Raw genomic sequence first — 15345 nt, 5'->3', positions numbered from 1 at the left:
GGCTGAGCTTTCAGTGGCCTTCGCCGTCCAGTTCGGCGATTTCCTCGTCAATGTCGCGCAGCGCGTCGGCGCGCGCTTCCGCCGGCATCCGGGCCGCGGCGATCTGCGCGCGGGCGGCGATGAGGCCGCTGCGCGCCGCCGTCCTGCCCATGCGTTCGGCCTGCCGCGCCTGCGCCTCGATCGCCCGTTCGCAGATGCGCACGCGGATATGGCGACGGCCATTGGCATCGACGGTTTCGCGATGGCTGGTCAGGCCCGAGCCTTCGCAGCCTTCGCGCACATCGACCACTGGCACCATGCGGGCGATCTCCTCCTCGGTCGGGACGCGGTGAGTCTCCACCCGGCCGTCGGCGTGCGTGACGACGATCCGACCTTTTTCGCTGCGCACCGTGACGGGCGGCACCGGCGGCACGGGAGGAACAGGCGGCGTCATGTCGGCGGCCGGGGGGATCGGCGGAACAGGGGCGAGCGCCGGGGCGGGCGCCGCATAGGGCGCGGCGGGCGCAGCCGGGGCTGCCGGCGCGGCGGGAACTGCGGGCATGGCGGGCGCTGGACGGGCCGTTGCCGCCGCTATGGTCGCCTGCGCAGGCTGAGCGACCAGATCCGTGAGGCGCGTCAGGTCAGCGCTCTCCATCTTCTGCGTGATGACCGCCATCTGCTGGGCGGCGCGGCTGCCCGACGCGGTCAGCGCCAGACCGGCGGCGGTGACCAGCGCGACCGCCGCCATGCCCCAGCTGATCCGGCGGAGCGATGCTTCATGACTGGACAACATTTTGAGCCTCCCTTTGAGCGTGGCGAGACGAGTGAGATGACAGGCGCCGGCATAGTGGCGACCGCCGGCCGCTTTCAGGATCGCGCGGCCATAGGCATGGGCCTGATCGCCGCCGTAGACCGCGAGCACCCGCGCGTCGCACGCCGTTTCCTGGTCGGCGCGGTAGGCGCGATAGGCGAGCCAGGCCACGGGGTTGCACCAATGCACCGCGAGCAGCAGCAGCGCGACCATGTTGGCGGCCAGATCGCCGCGTTCATGATGCGCCCGTTCATGCGCGATCGCCATCTCCTGCTCCAGCGGATCATAGCGGTGCGCAAAGTCGGGCGGCAGCACGATGTGCGGGCGGAACACGCCGAAGGCGAGCGGGCCGGACGCCTGTGGGCTGGTGACGATGCGGATGCGGCCTTCGACGGCGACCGGCACGGCATCCTTCAACATGAGACCGCGAAAACGCAGATAGCCGATGATCTGGATGAGCATGAAGCACACCACGCCAATGAGCCACATGGCGATCGCCATTTCCGTCCAGGGCAGGCCGGGGGCGGCGTCGATCGCGGGAGCGGGCGCGGCGGTCAGCATCGCCGGAAGGCCGGAATGGTCCATCACGACATGCAGCGGCGACGGGTCGGCCATGTCGTCGGGCAGCGCCGGCAGCACCATCCGCGCCAGCGGCAGGGCCCAAAGCATATAGGCCGCGCCGGCCCCCAGCCACCTGGCCACAGGCTGCCGCACCATCATGACCAGAGCCATCAGCAAGGTGGTGGCGATCAGCGTTTCGGCCAGCCAGACGCTCATGATTTCAATCCTTTCAGGATTTCTTCGAGTTCGGCAATATCGTCCGCGCTCAGCTGATCCTGGCTAGCCAATTGCGCCACCAGCGGCGACACGCGCCCGCCGAACAGCCGGCTGACCATGCGCCCGGTTTCGCTGGCGACATAGTCGTCCCGCGCAATCATGGGTCGATACAGGAAACGCCGGCCATCCTGATCCGCGGCGATCACATCCTTGGCCATCAGCCGCGACAGCAATGTCTTGACGGTCTGCAGGCTCCAGTCGCGCGTTGCCATGACGCGATCGGCGACGTCATTGGCGGTCTGCGGCGACGCTTCCCACAGCGCCTCCATCACCACCAGTTCCGCTTCGCTGATCTTCTCGCTCACTGCCCGCACTCGACTCACCTGTTACAACTACAGATGTAATCGCATTGATTACATCTGTAGTCAATAGCGTCAGCCGAGGGAAAGTATCGCTGCTCTAGCGGTTGGAGCCGGCCACCCGCAGTCCGAACAAGGGCCGGCGGTCCGTTGGCTTTGGCGAGGAGGGTCGCGGCGCGGCGCGGCCCTGGGACGGATAGTCGGACGTCAGGGCCGACGCATAGACCGGCTTGTCCGGCGCCTTGGCAGGGCCTGCCGCCTTCATGACGTCATCGACGTTGATCGGCTTGTCGAATTCGACGCCAAATTGCGTGGGTCCGACCCAGACGACGCGCGCGGGAATGGTGAAGCGGCCCCGCGTCAGAATGATGCGCGTGCCCACGTCCGGCGCCACCCCCTGCACCTTCGCGCCGCCCGCCGAAATGTCGCGGATGCGGACAAGCTCGATATCCGACGTCTGGCCTTCGGCTTCGAGATTGGCGTCCATGAAGACATTGGAGCGTTTGGGGCGGTCAGGGAGGTCCATAATCCTTCTCGCAACGGTGAATGACAGTGGTGAGACGATATGCGGCGGCCGATGCCGTCGACGGATCATAGCGACATACCGCAATCGGGTCCATGTCCTGTGTCCCATAACGTGCGAAAGACGCAAATGGTTCAAGTGGGGCAGGAAGCCACAAGCCTGCGTCAGCCCGACAGCTGGAAAGGTCGAGGCCCGGTCCTGCTTGCGCAGGCCGGGCCTCATTCCCTCTCCAAATCGTTCGGGCAATCAGCCGTCGTAGTCGCCGCCGATATTCTGGTTGCGCGGCGGCGCGGCGGCGGTCAGGCGCAGGGCCTCCGCCGACTGGGCGATCGAGCCAATCTCATCAGGCGTGTCGTCATCGTCGACCTGCACCTTCTGCAGCGATCCGATAAGCGAATCGTGCAGGTCGCCGGGCAGGACCGTCTCTTCGGCGATCTCGCGCAAGGCAACGACCGGGTTCTTGTCGCGGTCGCGATCGAGCGTCAGTTCGGCGCCGCCCGAAATTTCACGGGCGCGCTGGGCGGCAAGAAGGACCAGGTCAAAACGGTTGGTAACCTTGTCGACGCAATCTTCGACGGTAACGCGGGCCAAACAGGGCCTCCTGAATACAACGAATGGAAGTCGTGAACTGCGCGCCTAGCAGCCTTGTCTCGGGGAGTCAATGATAAGGCCATAAAGCCATGGCCAGACCGCTCTGGAAGAGGCATGAAGCAGATATGGCCACCGCAAAGCCCGTCCCGCCCCCCGGTGCAAGCGCCAGCGGCGCAGCGGATATCCATGCCGCGCTGGCGGGCAATCATCTGCGCCTCATTACGCGAGGCATGGCGCTTCGCGACGCGCTGATCGCCCTGATCGACGGCGCGCGCAGCAGCCTGAAGCTCTATTATTATATCTTCGCCGCCGACGAGAGCGGGACATTGGTGCGCGACGCGCTGATCGCGGCGCGCGCACGGGGCGTTGCCGTGACGCTGATGGTCGATGCGTTCGGATCGAGCCAGGCGCCTGACAGCTTCTTTGCCCCCCTGGTCGAGACGGGCGCGCATTTCGGCCGGTTCGGAGCGCGGCGGTCGACCCGCTATCTGATCCGCAACCACCAGAAGATGGCGATCGCCGACGACGCCCGCCTGCTGATCGGCGGCTTCAACGTCGAGGACGGCTATTTCGGCATTCCGCAGGAGGATTGCTGGCGCGATCTGGGCCTGTCGATCGAGGGGCCGCAGGTCGAGGCGATGACGATCTGGTACGGGCAGCTCTGGCGCTGGGTATCGACGCGCAAGCAGCGCTTTCGCACGCTGCGCGCGATGGTGCGGCAATGGCACCCGGCGCTGCATCATGACGGGGCATCGCCCTTTCGCTGGCTGATCGGTGGCCCCACCCGGCGGCTGAGCCCCTGGGCGCAAGTGGTGAAACATGATCTGGAGCGGGCGCGACGGGTGGACATGATCGCGGCCTATTTCTCGCCGGGGCGCGGCATGTTGAAGCGCATCGCCCGCGCCGCCAGGCGCGAAGGGGCCCGCCTGCTCCTGCCCGCCAGGTCCGACAATTTCGCAACGGTGGCGGCGGCGCGCCTGCTCTACGGGCCGCTGCTGCGTCGCGGGGTGGAAATTGCCGAATATCAGCCGTGCAAGCTGCACATGAAGCTGCTGGTGATCGACGATGCGGTGTTTGTCGGGTCTGCAAATTTCGACATGCGCAGCCTGTTCCTGAACCTGGAAGTCATGCTGCGGGTTCAAGATGCGGATTTTGCCCGCGACGTGCGCGGCTTCATCGCGCGGGAACTGGAAGAAAGCCGGACCATCGACTTTGCCGAATATCGGAAAAGCCGAAGCCTGCTCACCCTGGTGCAGCAGGCCATCAGCTATCTATTGGTCGGCGTCCTCGACTACACAGTGACGCGCCGGCTGAATTTCCGCAATCCGGATGCGGATTGAGGAGGAAGCGGCGCTTCCTCCTCAAGCAGCGTCAGCGACCATCGGCGGCCAGGACGCGCACCTGCCCGACCGGATAGCCCTTTTCGGCCATTTCCTTGGCATAATCGCCGCGGGCATCGGCCAGTTCGGCGCGATATTCCTCCCAGGCGTCGCGATTATCCTCGGCATCGGACGAGCCGCGCAGATCCTTGGTCAGTTCCTTGCGCGCTTCGGCCAGGTCGGTCTGATAGTTGAACCAATAGTCATTTTCCACGCCCGCGATCGGGCCCTGGTAGACAAGCTGGTCCTCGACCTGCGCCAGCTGTTCTTCATAGCTGACCGGACCTTCAGGGCTCTGCGCCAGCGCGCTGGCCGACATCATGGCGGGGGCAAGGCCCAGCAGGGCCGCGGCGAGAAACGTCGAACGAGTCATCGGTTCTTCTCCTTTTCGCTGATCTGAACCATGTTCTGCACAACGCGCCGACCCCCGGCTTTTGCGCCTTAACAGATGTGCAGAATGGACGAGGCGAGCCGGTGCGTCGGTGGCCTGATGCTGGCGCGGGCGCAGGAGAAGGCAAAATTGTGCTGCTAATTCAGCCGGTTGTCATTAGCGGACCAGCATATAGAAGTCGGCCGGCGCGGCGCCGTCATTTTCGATGACGATGTCGTAGCGTTCGGTGAAAAGCGGCATCCAGGCGCAATTGGCCTGCGGTCCGCCGACCGGCTTGGCGCAGAGGGTCTCGCCATGCGCGCCCTGCACCTTGATCGACAAATGGCCATCGCCGCTGCTGGTCGGCGCGACCAGGATCTGCGCGCGCTGCCCGCCCAGAAACAGCTGCCGCATCGTGACGCTGCCGCCCGGGACGACCGATCCGCGGCGATAGGCCGGCCCCAGCGCACGTCCGCGATAGGGCAAGGCGGCAACGGTAGCGCCCCGCGACTGCGCTTCGCTGGTCCAGAGCGATGCCAGATCCTGCTGCCCGGGCGCTGGCGTCGCGCCCAGTGCGGTCAGCAACTGCGCCTTTTCCCCCAGCGTGGCGCCATCTCCCTGCGCCTGCGCCGCCTCCCCCTCGACCAGCGCGCGCAGCACCGGATCGCGCAGCTCCAGTTCAGCTGACGGCGTGGCGGTGGCGAACAAGAGGGGCAGCAGCAGGGCGATCATGATCCTTCCTCCGGCTGGACGACGAAGCGGGCGCCGGGCGCCGCATCCTCCACATGGAGCGAGAGCCCATGCCGCTGCGCGATTGCGAGCGCAAGCGAAAGACCAAGTCCATGACCCCCGCCGGCGATATCGTTCAGGCGGACATAGCGTTCAAAAACCCGTTCCCGGTCGGAGGCGGGAATGCCCGGCCCGTCATCCTGCACGACGATATGCGGGCCGTCCGACAGTTCGAGCGACACGCTGCCCCCGCACGGCACATATTTGAAGCCATTGTCGAGCAGGTTGGACATGAGCCGCATCATCTGCATCGCGTCGGCGCGCAGCGTTACGCCGGGCGCGATCCGGGCATGGAAGCCGATGCCCAGCTCCTCCGCGCTTGCCCCGTAAAGATCCGCCAGATTTTCCGCGATCTGGCTGAGATTGATTTCCGCCAGCCCGCGCATGTCGCCGCGCATCGCCTGGGTTCCGGCGATATCGAGCAGCGAATCGAGCAAGCGCACGACGCTGCGTATTTCGTCGCGCGACTGGTCGAGCGTCCGCAGCAGCAGATCATCGCCGGTCGCTTCCATCGCCTTGAGGATGCGGGTGTCGAGATGCATGAGCGGAGTGCGGATTTCATGCGCGGTCTGATCGGACACGGCGCGCTGCGCCTCGATCAGCCGCTCGACCTGGTCCAGCATCGCATTGGTGTTGGCCGCCAGCTCGGTCAGTTCGTCGCTGTCCCCCGCGCCGGGAACGCGCGCTTCGATATGGCCCGCGCGCACGGCGGCAAAGGTCGCGTTCACCGCCTCCACCCGGCTGCGCAGCCGGCGCGCGGCGAAATGACCGGCGACAAGGCTGAGGCCGGCGATCAGCGCGCCTGCGGTGGCGAAAGCCATGGCAAGCCGCGCGAGCAGCCCCTGCCCGCGATAGTCGCTGCGCCCGACGACCAGCCGCATGCCGGGCCCAAGGCGAGTGGCGCGCGCGAACATCCGCTCTCCATCGGGCAGAGGCACGAAGCGCGCTTCCGACATTTCAGGCGCGATTTCGGGCCAGCGGCTGAGGTTGCCGGCAATCGGCCTGCCGGCGTCATCGGCGAGGAGATACCAGACCCGCTCCCCATCCTGGCGATGGACGACGAACCGATCGGCGATCCGCGCCTTCAACTCGTCGCTGCCACCGCTGACATAGATGTCGGCGAGCCCGGCAAGATCGGTATCGACCTCCCGCGCGAGCATTGCGCGGCCGTCATTTTCGACGATCTGCCGCACCACTAGGAACAATGCGAGCGTCGAAAGCAGGCTGACCAGCAGCGCGGAAAACGTCACCCGGCCGAAAATCGACAGGAACAGGCCCGGCCTAGCCACGGGCGGGATCGGTGCGCGCGATCAGGCGATAGCCCGTGCCCCAGACGGTCTCCAGTACAGGCGTATCGAACCCATCCTCCAGCTTGCGCCGCAGCCGGCCGACATTGACGTCGACCACATTGGTCTGCGGATCGAAGCTCAGCTTCCAGACATGGCGCAGCAGCATTTCGCGCGTCACCACTTCACCGGCATGATCCATCAGATAGCGGAACAGTTCAAACTCCTTGGGCGACAGCGGCAGATGCCGGCCCTGGCGGAAGGCGGTGCGCGCCTTCACATGGCATTCGAGATCGCCGAACAGCAGCACGGGTTCATGACTGCGGCGGTTGGCGCGGCGCCACAGCGCGCGCACGCGGGCGACCAGCTCATCGGGTTCAAAGGGTTTGGCGAGATAATCGTCGACGCCGCTTTCCAGCCCTTCGACCCGATGTTCGCTGCGGCCGAGCGCGGAAAGCATCAGCACCGGCGCGCCGATACCGGCCAGGCGCATCCGCGTGACGATGTCGATGCCCGAAAGGTGCGGCAGCATACGGTCGAGGATGACGACGTCGTGCGCGCCGCTGCCCGCGCGATTGAGCCCCGTGGGCCCGTCGCCGGTCTGCTCCACGATCATGCCCGCCGCGTCCAGAATGCCCGCGATATTGGCGCGCGCGGCCTCATCATCCTCGACCAGCAAAACGGAAATCTGATCGGACTGCCCCATGGTTCCCCCGCCTTAGCCATAACGGCAAAGCCCGCCAGTGACAAAGCCTGTTAGAGGCGGCGAGGAAGCCAGCGGAACCGGGCATCGTTTCGCCCGTGACATTGTGGAGGCGGTAGCCTCTCGGCGATCATGGAGCGAACGGCTGGTCGCGCAAGCACGAGCGCGTGACATGAACAAGGCCGCCAACCCGTGGGGCAGCCGCCTTGTGCTCATTCGCGTGACGGGGGGGTCACGCCAGCCCGTTGCGCAGCATCAGCAGACCGATGATGAGCAGGTAGACGCCGAAGATCTTCTTGAGCGGGCCGGCCGGCAGGCTGTGCGCGGCGGCGACGCCCAGCGGTGCGGTCAGCATCGACATGGAGGCGATCGCCAGCGTGCCGGGAATGTTGATATAGCCCAGCGACCCCCAGGGCAGGCCTGTTTCCTTGAGGCCGATGATGGCGAAGCCGATCGTCGTCGGGATGGCGATGAGGGTGCCGATGCCCGAGGCAGTCGCGATGGCGCGGTGGATGGTCCGGCCGCACAGCGTCATCACCATGATGGCGATGGTGCCGCCGCCAATCCCCAGCAGCGAGGAAAAGGTGCCAAGCCCTCCCGCGATGCCCACGCGCACGATGCCGGACGGCATGGTGTCGCTCACCACCTTGCCGCTGACCTTGGGCAGCAGGAAGTTGAGCGACATGAGGACGACGCCCCCGCCGAAAATCATCTTGAGCGTCCGCCCGTCGACATGGCTGGCGAGCAGCACGCCCGCGCCGCAGCCCAGAATGATCCAGGGCGCCCAGGCCCTGAGCACTTCAAATTCCACCGCCCCGCGCTTGGCATGGGACAGCAGCGACCGGATCGAAGTGACGATGATGGTCGCGGCCGACGTGCCGATCGCAACATGGGCGATCGCATCCTTCGTGCCGCCCAGCAATGGCAGCACCACGAGCAGCGCGGGCACGACGACGAACCCGCCGCCTATGCCGAAAATGCCGGCCGCAAAGCCCGCGAGCAGGCCGGCGGCCAGCATCGCGACGAGCGGCACCAGCCAGGTCGTGAGTTCAGCGGACATCACAGCGCCCCTTTCCGCGCGGGTCGAACCACGCGCATGGTGAGGCCATCGCCCTGCGGGATCAAGGCGGCGAAATTGGGATAATCGACCATGATGTCAGTCCATGCCTCTCTTCGGCGAAACCAGGATGCATGGGGGGCATGTCATCATGTCCCCCTGCCCCGCTAGACGAACGAGGATGGAGAACCCGCAACCGACTTTGCGTGCGCGCTGTTACAATCTGGAAACATGCCCCGTGGCTATCGGCGAATGACAAAGAAAGGGCGCCAGCCCCAAGGAAGGACTGGCGCCGCTTCGACCCGGCGCGTGTCGGCGCGCCGGGCATCCCTGGTTCATGGATCAGGCGATTGCGTCCTGCGCGGGCGTATAGGGCAGGCCCAGATCGTCGGCCACGGCCTGATAGGTGACCTTTCCGTCCCAGACGTTGAGCCCTGCGCGCAGGTGCGGGTCGCGCCGCAGCGCTTCCTTCCACCCCAGATCGGCGATGCGCAGCGCGTGGGGCAGCGTCACATTGTTGAGCGCGTAGGTGCTGGTGCGCGCGACCGCGCCCGGCATGTTGGCGACGCAATAATGGACCACATCGTCGACCACATAGGTGGGTTCGGCGTGGGTGGTGGCGCGGCTGGTTTCGAAACATCCGCCCTGGTCGATCGCGACGTCGACCAGCACGGCGCCCTTCTTCATGGTCTTGAGCATGTCGGCCGTCACCAGCTTGGGCGCGGCCGCGCCGGGGATGAGCACCGCGCCGATCACCAGATCGGCCTCGGCCACGCATTCGGCGAGATTGGCCTTGTTGGAAAAGCGCGTCTTGGCCCGCGCCTCGAAATACATGCCGAGCTTTTCCAGCACTTCGGGGCTGCGATCGAGGATGGTGACGTCGGCGCCCAGGCCCGCCGCCATCTGCGCCGCGTTGAAGCCGACGACGCCGCCGCCGATCACCGCGACCTTGGCCGGCAGCACGCCGGGCACGCCGCCCAGCAGCACACCGCGCCCGCCATGCGCCTTTTCCAGCGCGGTGGCGCCGGCCTGGATCGCCATGCGGCCGGCCACCTGGCTCATGGGCTTGAGCAGCGGCAGGCCGCCGGTCGCGTCAGTCACCGTTTCATAGGCGATGCAAGTGGCGCCTGACGCGATCAAGTCACGAGTCTGGTCGGGATCGGGCGCCAGGTGAAGATAGGTGTAGAGGATCTGCCCGGGGCGCAGCATCGCGCGCTCGACCGCCTGGGGCTCCTTTACCTTGACGATCATCTCGGCGGTGGCGAAGATTTCGGCGGCGGTGGCGATGATCTCCGCGCCCGCCTTGACGTACAGATCGTCGCCCGCGCCGATGCCCTCGCCGGCCCCCGCCTCCACCAGCACGCGGTGGCCGCTGGCGGTCAACTCATGCACGCTTTCGGGAGTCAACCCGACGCGATATTCGTGATTCTTGATCTCTTTGACGGTGCCGACGATCATCCTGACTCTCCGGAAAAATGGGGCGGCGCGCTGATGCGCGTCCATGTCGCGACATCATAGCGCCGACGCGCCGGCGGATGTTCCCTCATTTCCTGCATTCTGCGGCGACCCAAAGGATGATATGTGCAATATTGGTTTAATTTCGGGATGATATTGCGTGGATCGGTTCGACGTCGCGTTGCTGGAGGCGCTGCAGGCGGATTCGCGACGCTCCATGGCTGACCTGGGCGAGCGGATTGGCCTGTCGGCATCGGCCTGTCACCGTCGCATCAAGGCGCTGGAGGAGGCGGGACTGATCGCTGGCTATGCCGCCCGGCTTGACCCCAAGGCGCTGGGCCTCGACCTGCAGGCCTTTGTCGAGATTTCGCTCACCAGCCAGAGCCGCGAGACGATGGACCGGTTTGAAGCGGCCGTGGCCGATTTTCCGGAAATATTGGAATGCCATCTGATGGCGGGTCAGGCGGACTATCTGCTGCGCGTGGCGGCGGCCGACCTCAAAGGATTCGATACCATTCATCGCGATTGCCTGGCGCGGCTGCCCGGCGTGTCAGCGATCCGCACCAGCTTCGCCATCCGCCGCATCCGCGACTGGCAAGGCTATCGGCTGCGCGGCCTCAGGGCGTCGGCCTGACCGGCACTGGCGCGTTGCACAGGTCGACGCCCCCGGCAGGCCGATCGTAGAAATCATCCTTCCGGTTGGCGCGCAGCCGCAGATAATCGGCGAAGCTCGGCGAGGTCGTGTCCATCTGCTGGAAGCGCGGCCGCTCCGCCTCGGGGAGGTCGCTCGCCAGCCGCACCGACAATATGGGGACGCGATGCTCCTGCGCCGTATAGAAGCCCAGGTCGCCCGATCCCCGCGGCAGGCTCGACAGATGGGCCATGCCCTCGACCACGCGGCCGACCACCGCGATGTTGCGGTCCAGCTGGCGCGGCGCCTGGCCGATCACGGCATAAAGTTCGGCGCCAGTCCCCGCATCGGGCGACAGGTTGCGGCCGACGCCGACAAAGCCGTAGCAATGCGGCAGCCAGGCCGCATCGCCATCCATCGCCACGGGCCAGCCCGCGACGAAGCCGGTCTTCGGCGCATAGGGATCCGCATAGGGCAAGGGCGTCAGCTGCAGCCGCCGCGTCGCGAGCGACAGCGCATAGTCCGCGGGACTGGTCGGCGAGAGGCCGGGGGGCAACGGCTTCTTCTCCGTCGCGTCCCCCCATTGCGCGACATAATTGTCCTGTACCCGGTTGATGCTGGTCCCGTCCCACCAATGCGCCCGCGCGAGCGCGCGGATATTGGCGACATGGCGCGGCGCCATGGCGGGGGCGAGCTGGATCACCACGCGCTTGCCCCCTTCGACAGTCATGACCAGCAGATCCTCTGCCGCCATCGAGGTCCAGGCGCTGTCGGGCGAGGCCGCGATCACGACCGAAGGCGTGGCGGGCGGTGACGTGGTGGACGGTTGGGCGGGCTGCTGAGCCGGTGTTGGGGCGGCGAGCGCGGCGGCGGTGGCGGCCAGGAAGGGGACGAGCGCGAAGCGGGGACGATAGCTCATCGCGCCATCAAACAAGGCGCGGCCAACAAAGTAAAGCCTTCCCATAGATGACCCTTGCCACCCCGCCCGCCGCACGATAGGGAGCCGCCTTCCAGTGCGATGGGATGAAAGAACCCGGTTCACGCCGCTTGCAGCGACGTTCGGGTTCCATGTGCGGAGCGGTGGCCGAGTGGTCGAAGGCGCTCGCCTGGAAAGTGAGTATACGTCAAAAGCGTATCGAGGGTTCGAATCCCTCCCGCTCCGCCATTTATCCTTATGTTTCAAAAACTTATGTAGTTGACGCTGGGGCCGGTCCTACCCCCGGTCCGTACTTTAGCGGCGGATTGCTGCGAACTCCCGCGACCAACCGACCGAATTTTGAGGCGTGGGGATGCCGGCGGATCCTTAAGCAGCGCGAAGCCAAGCGAGGGGTGTCGATCACCGCGCCCCCGCAGTTCGAGAGACGTGGGCAGCAAAGGCTCCCTGTCCCTAGCGCCCTTTTGAGGATAGGTGGAAGGATATTGCCTGCAAAGAGCGGTTCGAGAAGCCATCTCCCGTGTCAATGAGACTCGGTGGCAAAATCGCCCCGACTACATTCTGAATATATTGCGAATGATCTCAGGCGGAGCAGATTGCTCGCGTGGCCGGAGCGATACTCAGGCCTTCCAAACGCCGAGATCACAGTGCGACTCATGAACGAGGGGGCCATACGTGCCTCGACCTCAGTCAGGTTAGATGCTGGCCCTTTATGAGCCACTCTTCGGCTTCACTATAGCTGACGAACACCTTCGCCCGAGCGTCATCGATTACGCGATTTGCTTGAAACTTTAAAAGAGTCGACGAAAGGACGATTGCGTATCGATCACCCAAATGACTTAGGTATTTGCTCGGAGGATCTAAACGATCGGCAATTTCCAGCGGCTGGACCGGCGCATTTCGCACGTCCCCCAAGATTTTCACATTACCGAATCGCCGCCGCGTTTCGTCAACATGGGTATGCATTTGCACATTAAATGCCAGAGCCTCGTCGACCGTGAAGATGTTCTCCATTTTAAATCTGAGTATTCCATGTGTGCCATCAATCTTGAACTCGAACACGCTCACTCTCCCGAACCGTTGTCAATGGTCACGCGATAGCCGTCTATGATGTCACGACGCGATCATCTCGCATGGTCGCACCTCGTTTTCGCTTGGTTCGAGCTGTTATCACGGTAGTGCGCGCATGCAGGATGCGCCTTTCCCGCTACAAAGCGCAAGTGCGGTGGCCACGTGCGAGGCAGTCACCCCCTCAGGTGACAGCGGCTCCCACCCTCGGCGGTTAGTAACGATAGCGAACCCCAAGAGAGGGGCGCTTAGGGGAGGATCTGTAATGAAACACCGGTTTCATATGTCAGCGGCGACCATTAGCTTGGTCGCCTCGTCGCTGTTCGCGAGCACGCAAGTCCACGCTCAAGCGACCGATGCGCCCGCTCAGGCCCAACAGCCGGCTGCCGATGACTCGGGACTTGGCGAGATCATTGTCACTGCGCAGAAGCGTGAGCAGCGGCTCAACGACGTCGGTGTCAGTGTTTCGGTTGCCTCCAGCACACAGCTGCAGAGCGCGGGAGTGGTAGACGCGACGGGGCTTGGAGCGATCGTCCCCGGATTTACGGCATCCACCAGCGTGTTTGGGCCGCCGGTCTTCTCGCTACGTGGTGTCAACTTCAACTCCTTCCAGGCGTCGGCGCCGCCGACGGTTAGCTCCTACGTCGACGAAGCTGCCATACCCTATCCTGTGATGGGCCAGGCTCTGTTCCTCGACGTGGAGCGGGTAGAGGTTCTCAAGGGCCCCCAAGGCACGCTATTCGGGCAAAATGCGACGGGTGGTTCGATCAACGTTATTGCTGCAAAGCCTACGTCGCATCTCTCCGCCGGCTTTCGTGTGGACGTGAACCACTGGGGCGAGACCAATGCGGAAGGATTCGTGAGCGGCCCGCTGTCCGATACGCTGCGTGCCCGCGTTGCCGTGCAAACCACCCAGTTCGGTGGATGGCAGCATGGCTATTATCTCAATGATCAGAAAAACGGGGATCAGAACAAGGTTGCTGGCCGGCTGCTGCTCGACTGGACTCCCACCGATCGTCTCAAGATTTCCGTCAATTTGAACGCAGCGAAGGACCGCAGTGAGCAACAACAAGCCCAGGCATTCCTGATCCAGCCCGTCAATCCGGCCGCAGCATCCGCGCAGCCGTTCTTGCAATATCAAAATCACCTTCCGACCAACGCCCGGCAAGCCGACTTCGACACGGGATATGATACGCGGGCAGATAACTACACCTATCAGGGTGTCCTTCGGGCCGACTACGACGTCACGGATCAGTTGACGTTCACGTCCATCACAAATTATCTCAAGACCCGCTTTCGCTCGCCGCACGACCAGGACGGCACAGCCGTACCGATGCAGCCTGCGACGGCGAAGGCCGACATCAAGTCCATCAATCAGGAAGTTCGTCTTGCGGGCAACTACAAAGACATTGGCCTCAACTTCGTTCTGGGTGCGAGCTACGGCAAGGACGACATTACCGAGGGCGTTGCCAACGCATATACCGGGTATACAGGGTTCCCGCCGAACTCTCCGGCCGAGTGGAGATATGATCTGACACAGCGCGCTGCCGCCGTGTTCGGCAGTGTCGACTACGAGGTGATCAAGGGCGTCACGCTTACTGCTGGAGCCCGCTACACCGAGACGAAGCAGACGATCAACGGATGCACGTTCGATAAAGGTGGAACACCGGGTATCCGCGGCGTCTCGCAAGCGATTGTGGGTGCAATCAATCCTGCACTCGCGGCGGCCTATGTATCCGGCGGATGCATCACGATCGATGACGGCGGACCTGCCCCAACTTTCTTGCCGATCTATGCGGACGGTCAGCAGAAAGAACATAATGTCGCCTGGCGGGGCGCGATCAACTATAAGGTGAACCACGACATTCTGCTTTACGGCTCGGTGAGCCGAGGGTTCAAGGCGGGAACGTTCCCGGTGATCGTGAACTTGTTTAACTCCGTAATCCAGCCGGTGAAGCAGGAAAAGCTCACTTCTTATGAGGTCGGTGCCAAGCTGACGCTGTTTGATAATCATGTCCAGCTCAACGCCTCCGCCTTTCACTATGACTATGTGAACAAGCAGTTCTTCTCGTTCTTGCCGGTCCTGCAGGGTGCTCTCGTGACCGCTACCCTCGTCAACATTCCCAAATCGACGGTTGACGGCGCAGACATCGATATCACCGCGCAGTTTGGAGGGCTGCGTCTTAACGGAGGCGCCACCTATATCAAAACCAAGGTGAAGAATTATGTCGGCTTCGACTTTGCAGGTCGCCCTCTGGACTTTTCTGGCAAGGAATTCAATTACGCGCCGCCATGGTCAGCAAACCTTGACGCGGAATATAAGTTCGAAACCAGCGGGGATTTGACGCCATTCGTTGGCGGAACGATGACCTATCGCGCCAAAACGTATGCTGATCTCGGCGAGAATCCTGACTTCGTGATGCCGGCCTATACATTGTTTGATGCAAGGCTCGGCGTGGAGTCCATTCACGGTTGGCGGATCAGCATCTACGGCCGTAACCTTACGAACAAGTACTACTGGAATTCTGTTGCTTCGTCAGGCGACGGCGCCGTCCGCTTCACCGGCGAGCCACGTACGTTCGGGGCTAACTTCAGCTACCGGTTTTAACCAGAGATGAGGGAGGTCGATCCGA

Annotated in this window: 15 protein-coding genes and 1 tRNA gene; 4 read left to right on the top strand and 12 right to left on the bottom strand. The window is 64.1% G+C overall.

Annotated elements, in window-relative coordinates:
• Window positions 1-10 precede the first annotated feature (10 nt).
• From ACGGKE_RS15065 to rpoZ, 4 genes are all read right to left on the bottom strand, one after another.
• On the bottom strand, window positions 11-1567 hold the full coding sequence (locus tag ACGGKE_RS15065) for a M56 family metallopeptidase (protein WP_394439054.1): 1557 nt from the start codon (window positions 1565-1567) through the stop codon (window positions 11-13).
• A complete protein-coding gene (locus ACGGKE_RS15060; RefSeq protein ID WP_394439053.1) occupies window positions 1564-1932 on the bottom strand; it encodes a BlaI/MecI/CopY family transcriptional regulator in 369 nt (122 codons plus the stop codon). Before ACGGKE_RS15060 ends, ACGGKE_RS15065 begins: the two co-directional genes overlap by 4 nt.
• Before the next feature lie 94 nt (window positions 1933-2026).
• Window positions 2027-2452, bottom strand: coding sequence for a PilZ domain-containing protein (locus ACGGKE_RS15055; RefSeq protein WP_394439052.1), 426 nt, complete (start codon window positions 2450-2452; stop codon window positions 2027-2029).
• A 243-nt stretch (window positions 2453-2695) separates the two neighbouring features.
• Window positions 2696-3040, bottom strand: coding sequence for a DNA-directed RNA polymerase subunit omega (rpoZ, locus tag ACGGKE_RS15050; protein WP_394439051.1), 345 nt, complete (start codon window positions 3038-3040; stop codon window positions 2696-2698).
• 89 nt (window positions 3041-3129) lie between these two features.
• Here rpoZ and ACGGKE_RS15045 point away from each other — a divergent pair, with 89 nt between their 5' ends.
• On the top strand, window positions 3130-4380 hold the full coding sequence (locus ACGGKE_RS15045; RefSeq protein ID WP_394439050.1) for a phosphatidylserine/phosphatidylglycerophosphate/cardiolipin synthase family protein: 1251 nt from the start codon (window positions 3130-3132) through the stop codon (window positions 4378-4380).
• Window positions 4381-4411: 31 nt separating this feature from the next.
• Here ACGGKE_RS15045 and ACGGKE_RS15040 read toward each other — a convergent pair whose 3' ends face one another.
• The 6 genes from ACGGKE_RS15040 to ald all read right to left on the bottom strand — a co-directional run bounded on the left by ACGGKE_RS15040 (window position 4412) and on the right by ald (window position 10082).
• Window positions 4412-4792 carry a hypothetical protein gene (locus ACGGKE_RS15040; protein ID WP_394439048.1) on the bottom strand — a complete coding sequence of 127 codons (381 nt, stop codon included), beginning with the start codon at window positions 4790-4792 and terminating at the stop codon, window positions 4412-4414.
• A gap of 174 nt (window positions 4793-4966) precedes the next feature.
• A complete protein-coding gene (locus tag ACGGKE_RS15035) occupies window positions 4967-5521 on the bottom strand; it encodes a hypothetical protein (RefSeq protein WP_394439047.1) in 555 nt (184 codons plus the stop codon).
• Window positions 5518-6867 carry an ATP-binding protein gene (locus ACGGKE_RS15030; RefSeq protein WP_394439046.1) on the bottom strand — a complete coding sequence of 450 codons (1350 nt, stop codon included), beginning with the start codon at window positions 6865-6867 and terminating at the stop codon, window positions 5518-5520. The genes ACGGKE_RS15035 and ACGGKE_RS15030 overlap by 4 nt, the downstream gene beginning before the upstream one ends.
• On the bottom strand, window positions 6860-7570 hold the full coding sequence (locus ACGGKE_RS15025; RefSeq protein ID WP_394439045.1) for a response regulator transcription factor: 711 nt from the start codon (window positions 7568-7570) through the stop codon (window positions 6860-6862). Before ACGGKE_RS15025 ends, ACGGKE_RS15030 begins: the two co-directional genes overlap by 8 nt.
• Window positions 7571-7799: 229 nt before the next feature.
• Complete coding sequence (locus ACGGKE_RS15020) at window positions 7800-8627, bottom strand: sulfite exporter TauE/SafE family protein (RefSeq protein WP_228165465.1); 828 nt, start codon at window positions 8625-8627, stop codon at window positions 7800-7802.
• 339 nt (window positions 8628-8966) lie between these two features.
• The gene (ald, locus tag ACGGKE_RS15015; protein WP_394439044.1) at window positions 8967-10082 is read right to left on the bottom strand and encodes an alanine dehydrogenase; all 1116 of its coding nucleotides are present in this window, start codon (window positions 10080-10082) and stop codon (window positions 8967-8969) included.
• Window positions 10083-10239: 157 nt separating this feature from the next.
• Here ald and ACGGKE_RS15010 point away from each other — a divergent pair, with 157 nt between their 5' ends.
• Window positions 10240-10713: an Lrp/AsnC family transcriptional regulator gene (locus tag ACGGKE_RS15010; protein ID WP_394439043.1), complete on the top strand. Its 474-nt coding sequence runs from the start codon at window positions 10240-10242 to the stop codon at window positions 10711-10713.
• On the opposite strand, the gene ACGGKE_RS15005 is transcribed toward ACGGKE_RS15010, so the two are convergent.
• Complete coding sequence (locus ACGGKE_RS15005) at window positions 10697-11629, bottom strand: peptidylprolyl isomerase (protein WP_394439042.1); 933 nt, start codon at window positions 11627-11629, stop codon at window positions 10697-10699. The two genes, ACGGKE_RS15010 and ACGGKE_RS15005, sit on opposite strands and share 17 nt — an antisense overlap.
• 155 nt (window positions 11630-11784) lie before the next feature.
• On the opposite strand from ACGGKE_RS15005, the gene ACGGKE_RS15000 reads away from it, so the two are divergent.
• Window positions 11785-11875 (top strand) — tRNA-Ser (locus tag ACGGKE_RS15000).
• A 459-nt stretch (window positions 11876-12334) separates the two neighbouring features.
• Here the strand turns inward: ACGGKE_RS15000 and ACGGKE_RS14995 are convergent.
• Window positions 12335-12706 (bottom strand): hypothetical protein, encoded by a 372-nt coding sequence (locus ACGGKE_RS14995; protein ID WP_394439040.1) that lies wholly within the window; start codon window positions 12704-12706, stop codon window positions 12335-12337.
• 271 nt (window positions 12707-12977) lie between these two features.
• Here ACGGKE_RS14995 and ACGGKE_RS14990 point away from each other — a divergent pair, with 271 nt between their 5' ends.
• Complete coding sequence (locus tag ACGGKE_RS14990; protein WP_394439039.1) at window positions 12978-15320, top strand: TonB-dependent receptor; 2343 nt, start codon at window positions 12978-12980, stop codon at window positions 15318-15320.
• Window positions 15321-15345: the final 25 nt, after the last annotated feature.

Origin of the sequence: Sphingobium naphthae (assembly GCF_043589935.1) — a bacterium.
Classification (GTDB): domain Bacteria; phylum Pseudomonadota; class Alphaproteobacteria; order Sphingomonadales; family Sphingomonadaceae; genus Sphingobium; species Sphingobium naphthae_A.
The sequence above is the reverse complement of the archived record's forward strand: the minus strand, read 5'-3'. Positions and strand labels throughout refer to the sequence as shown.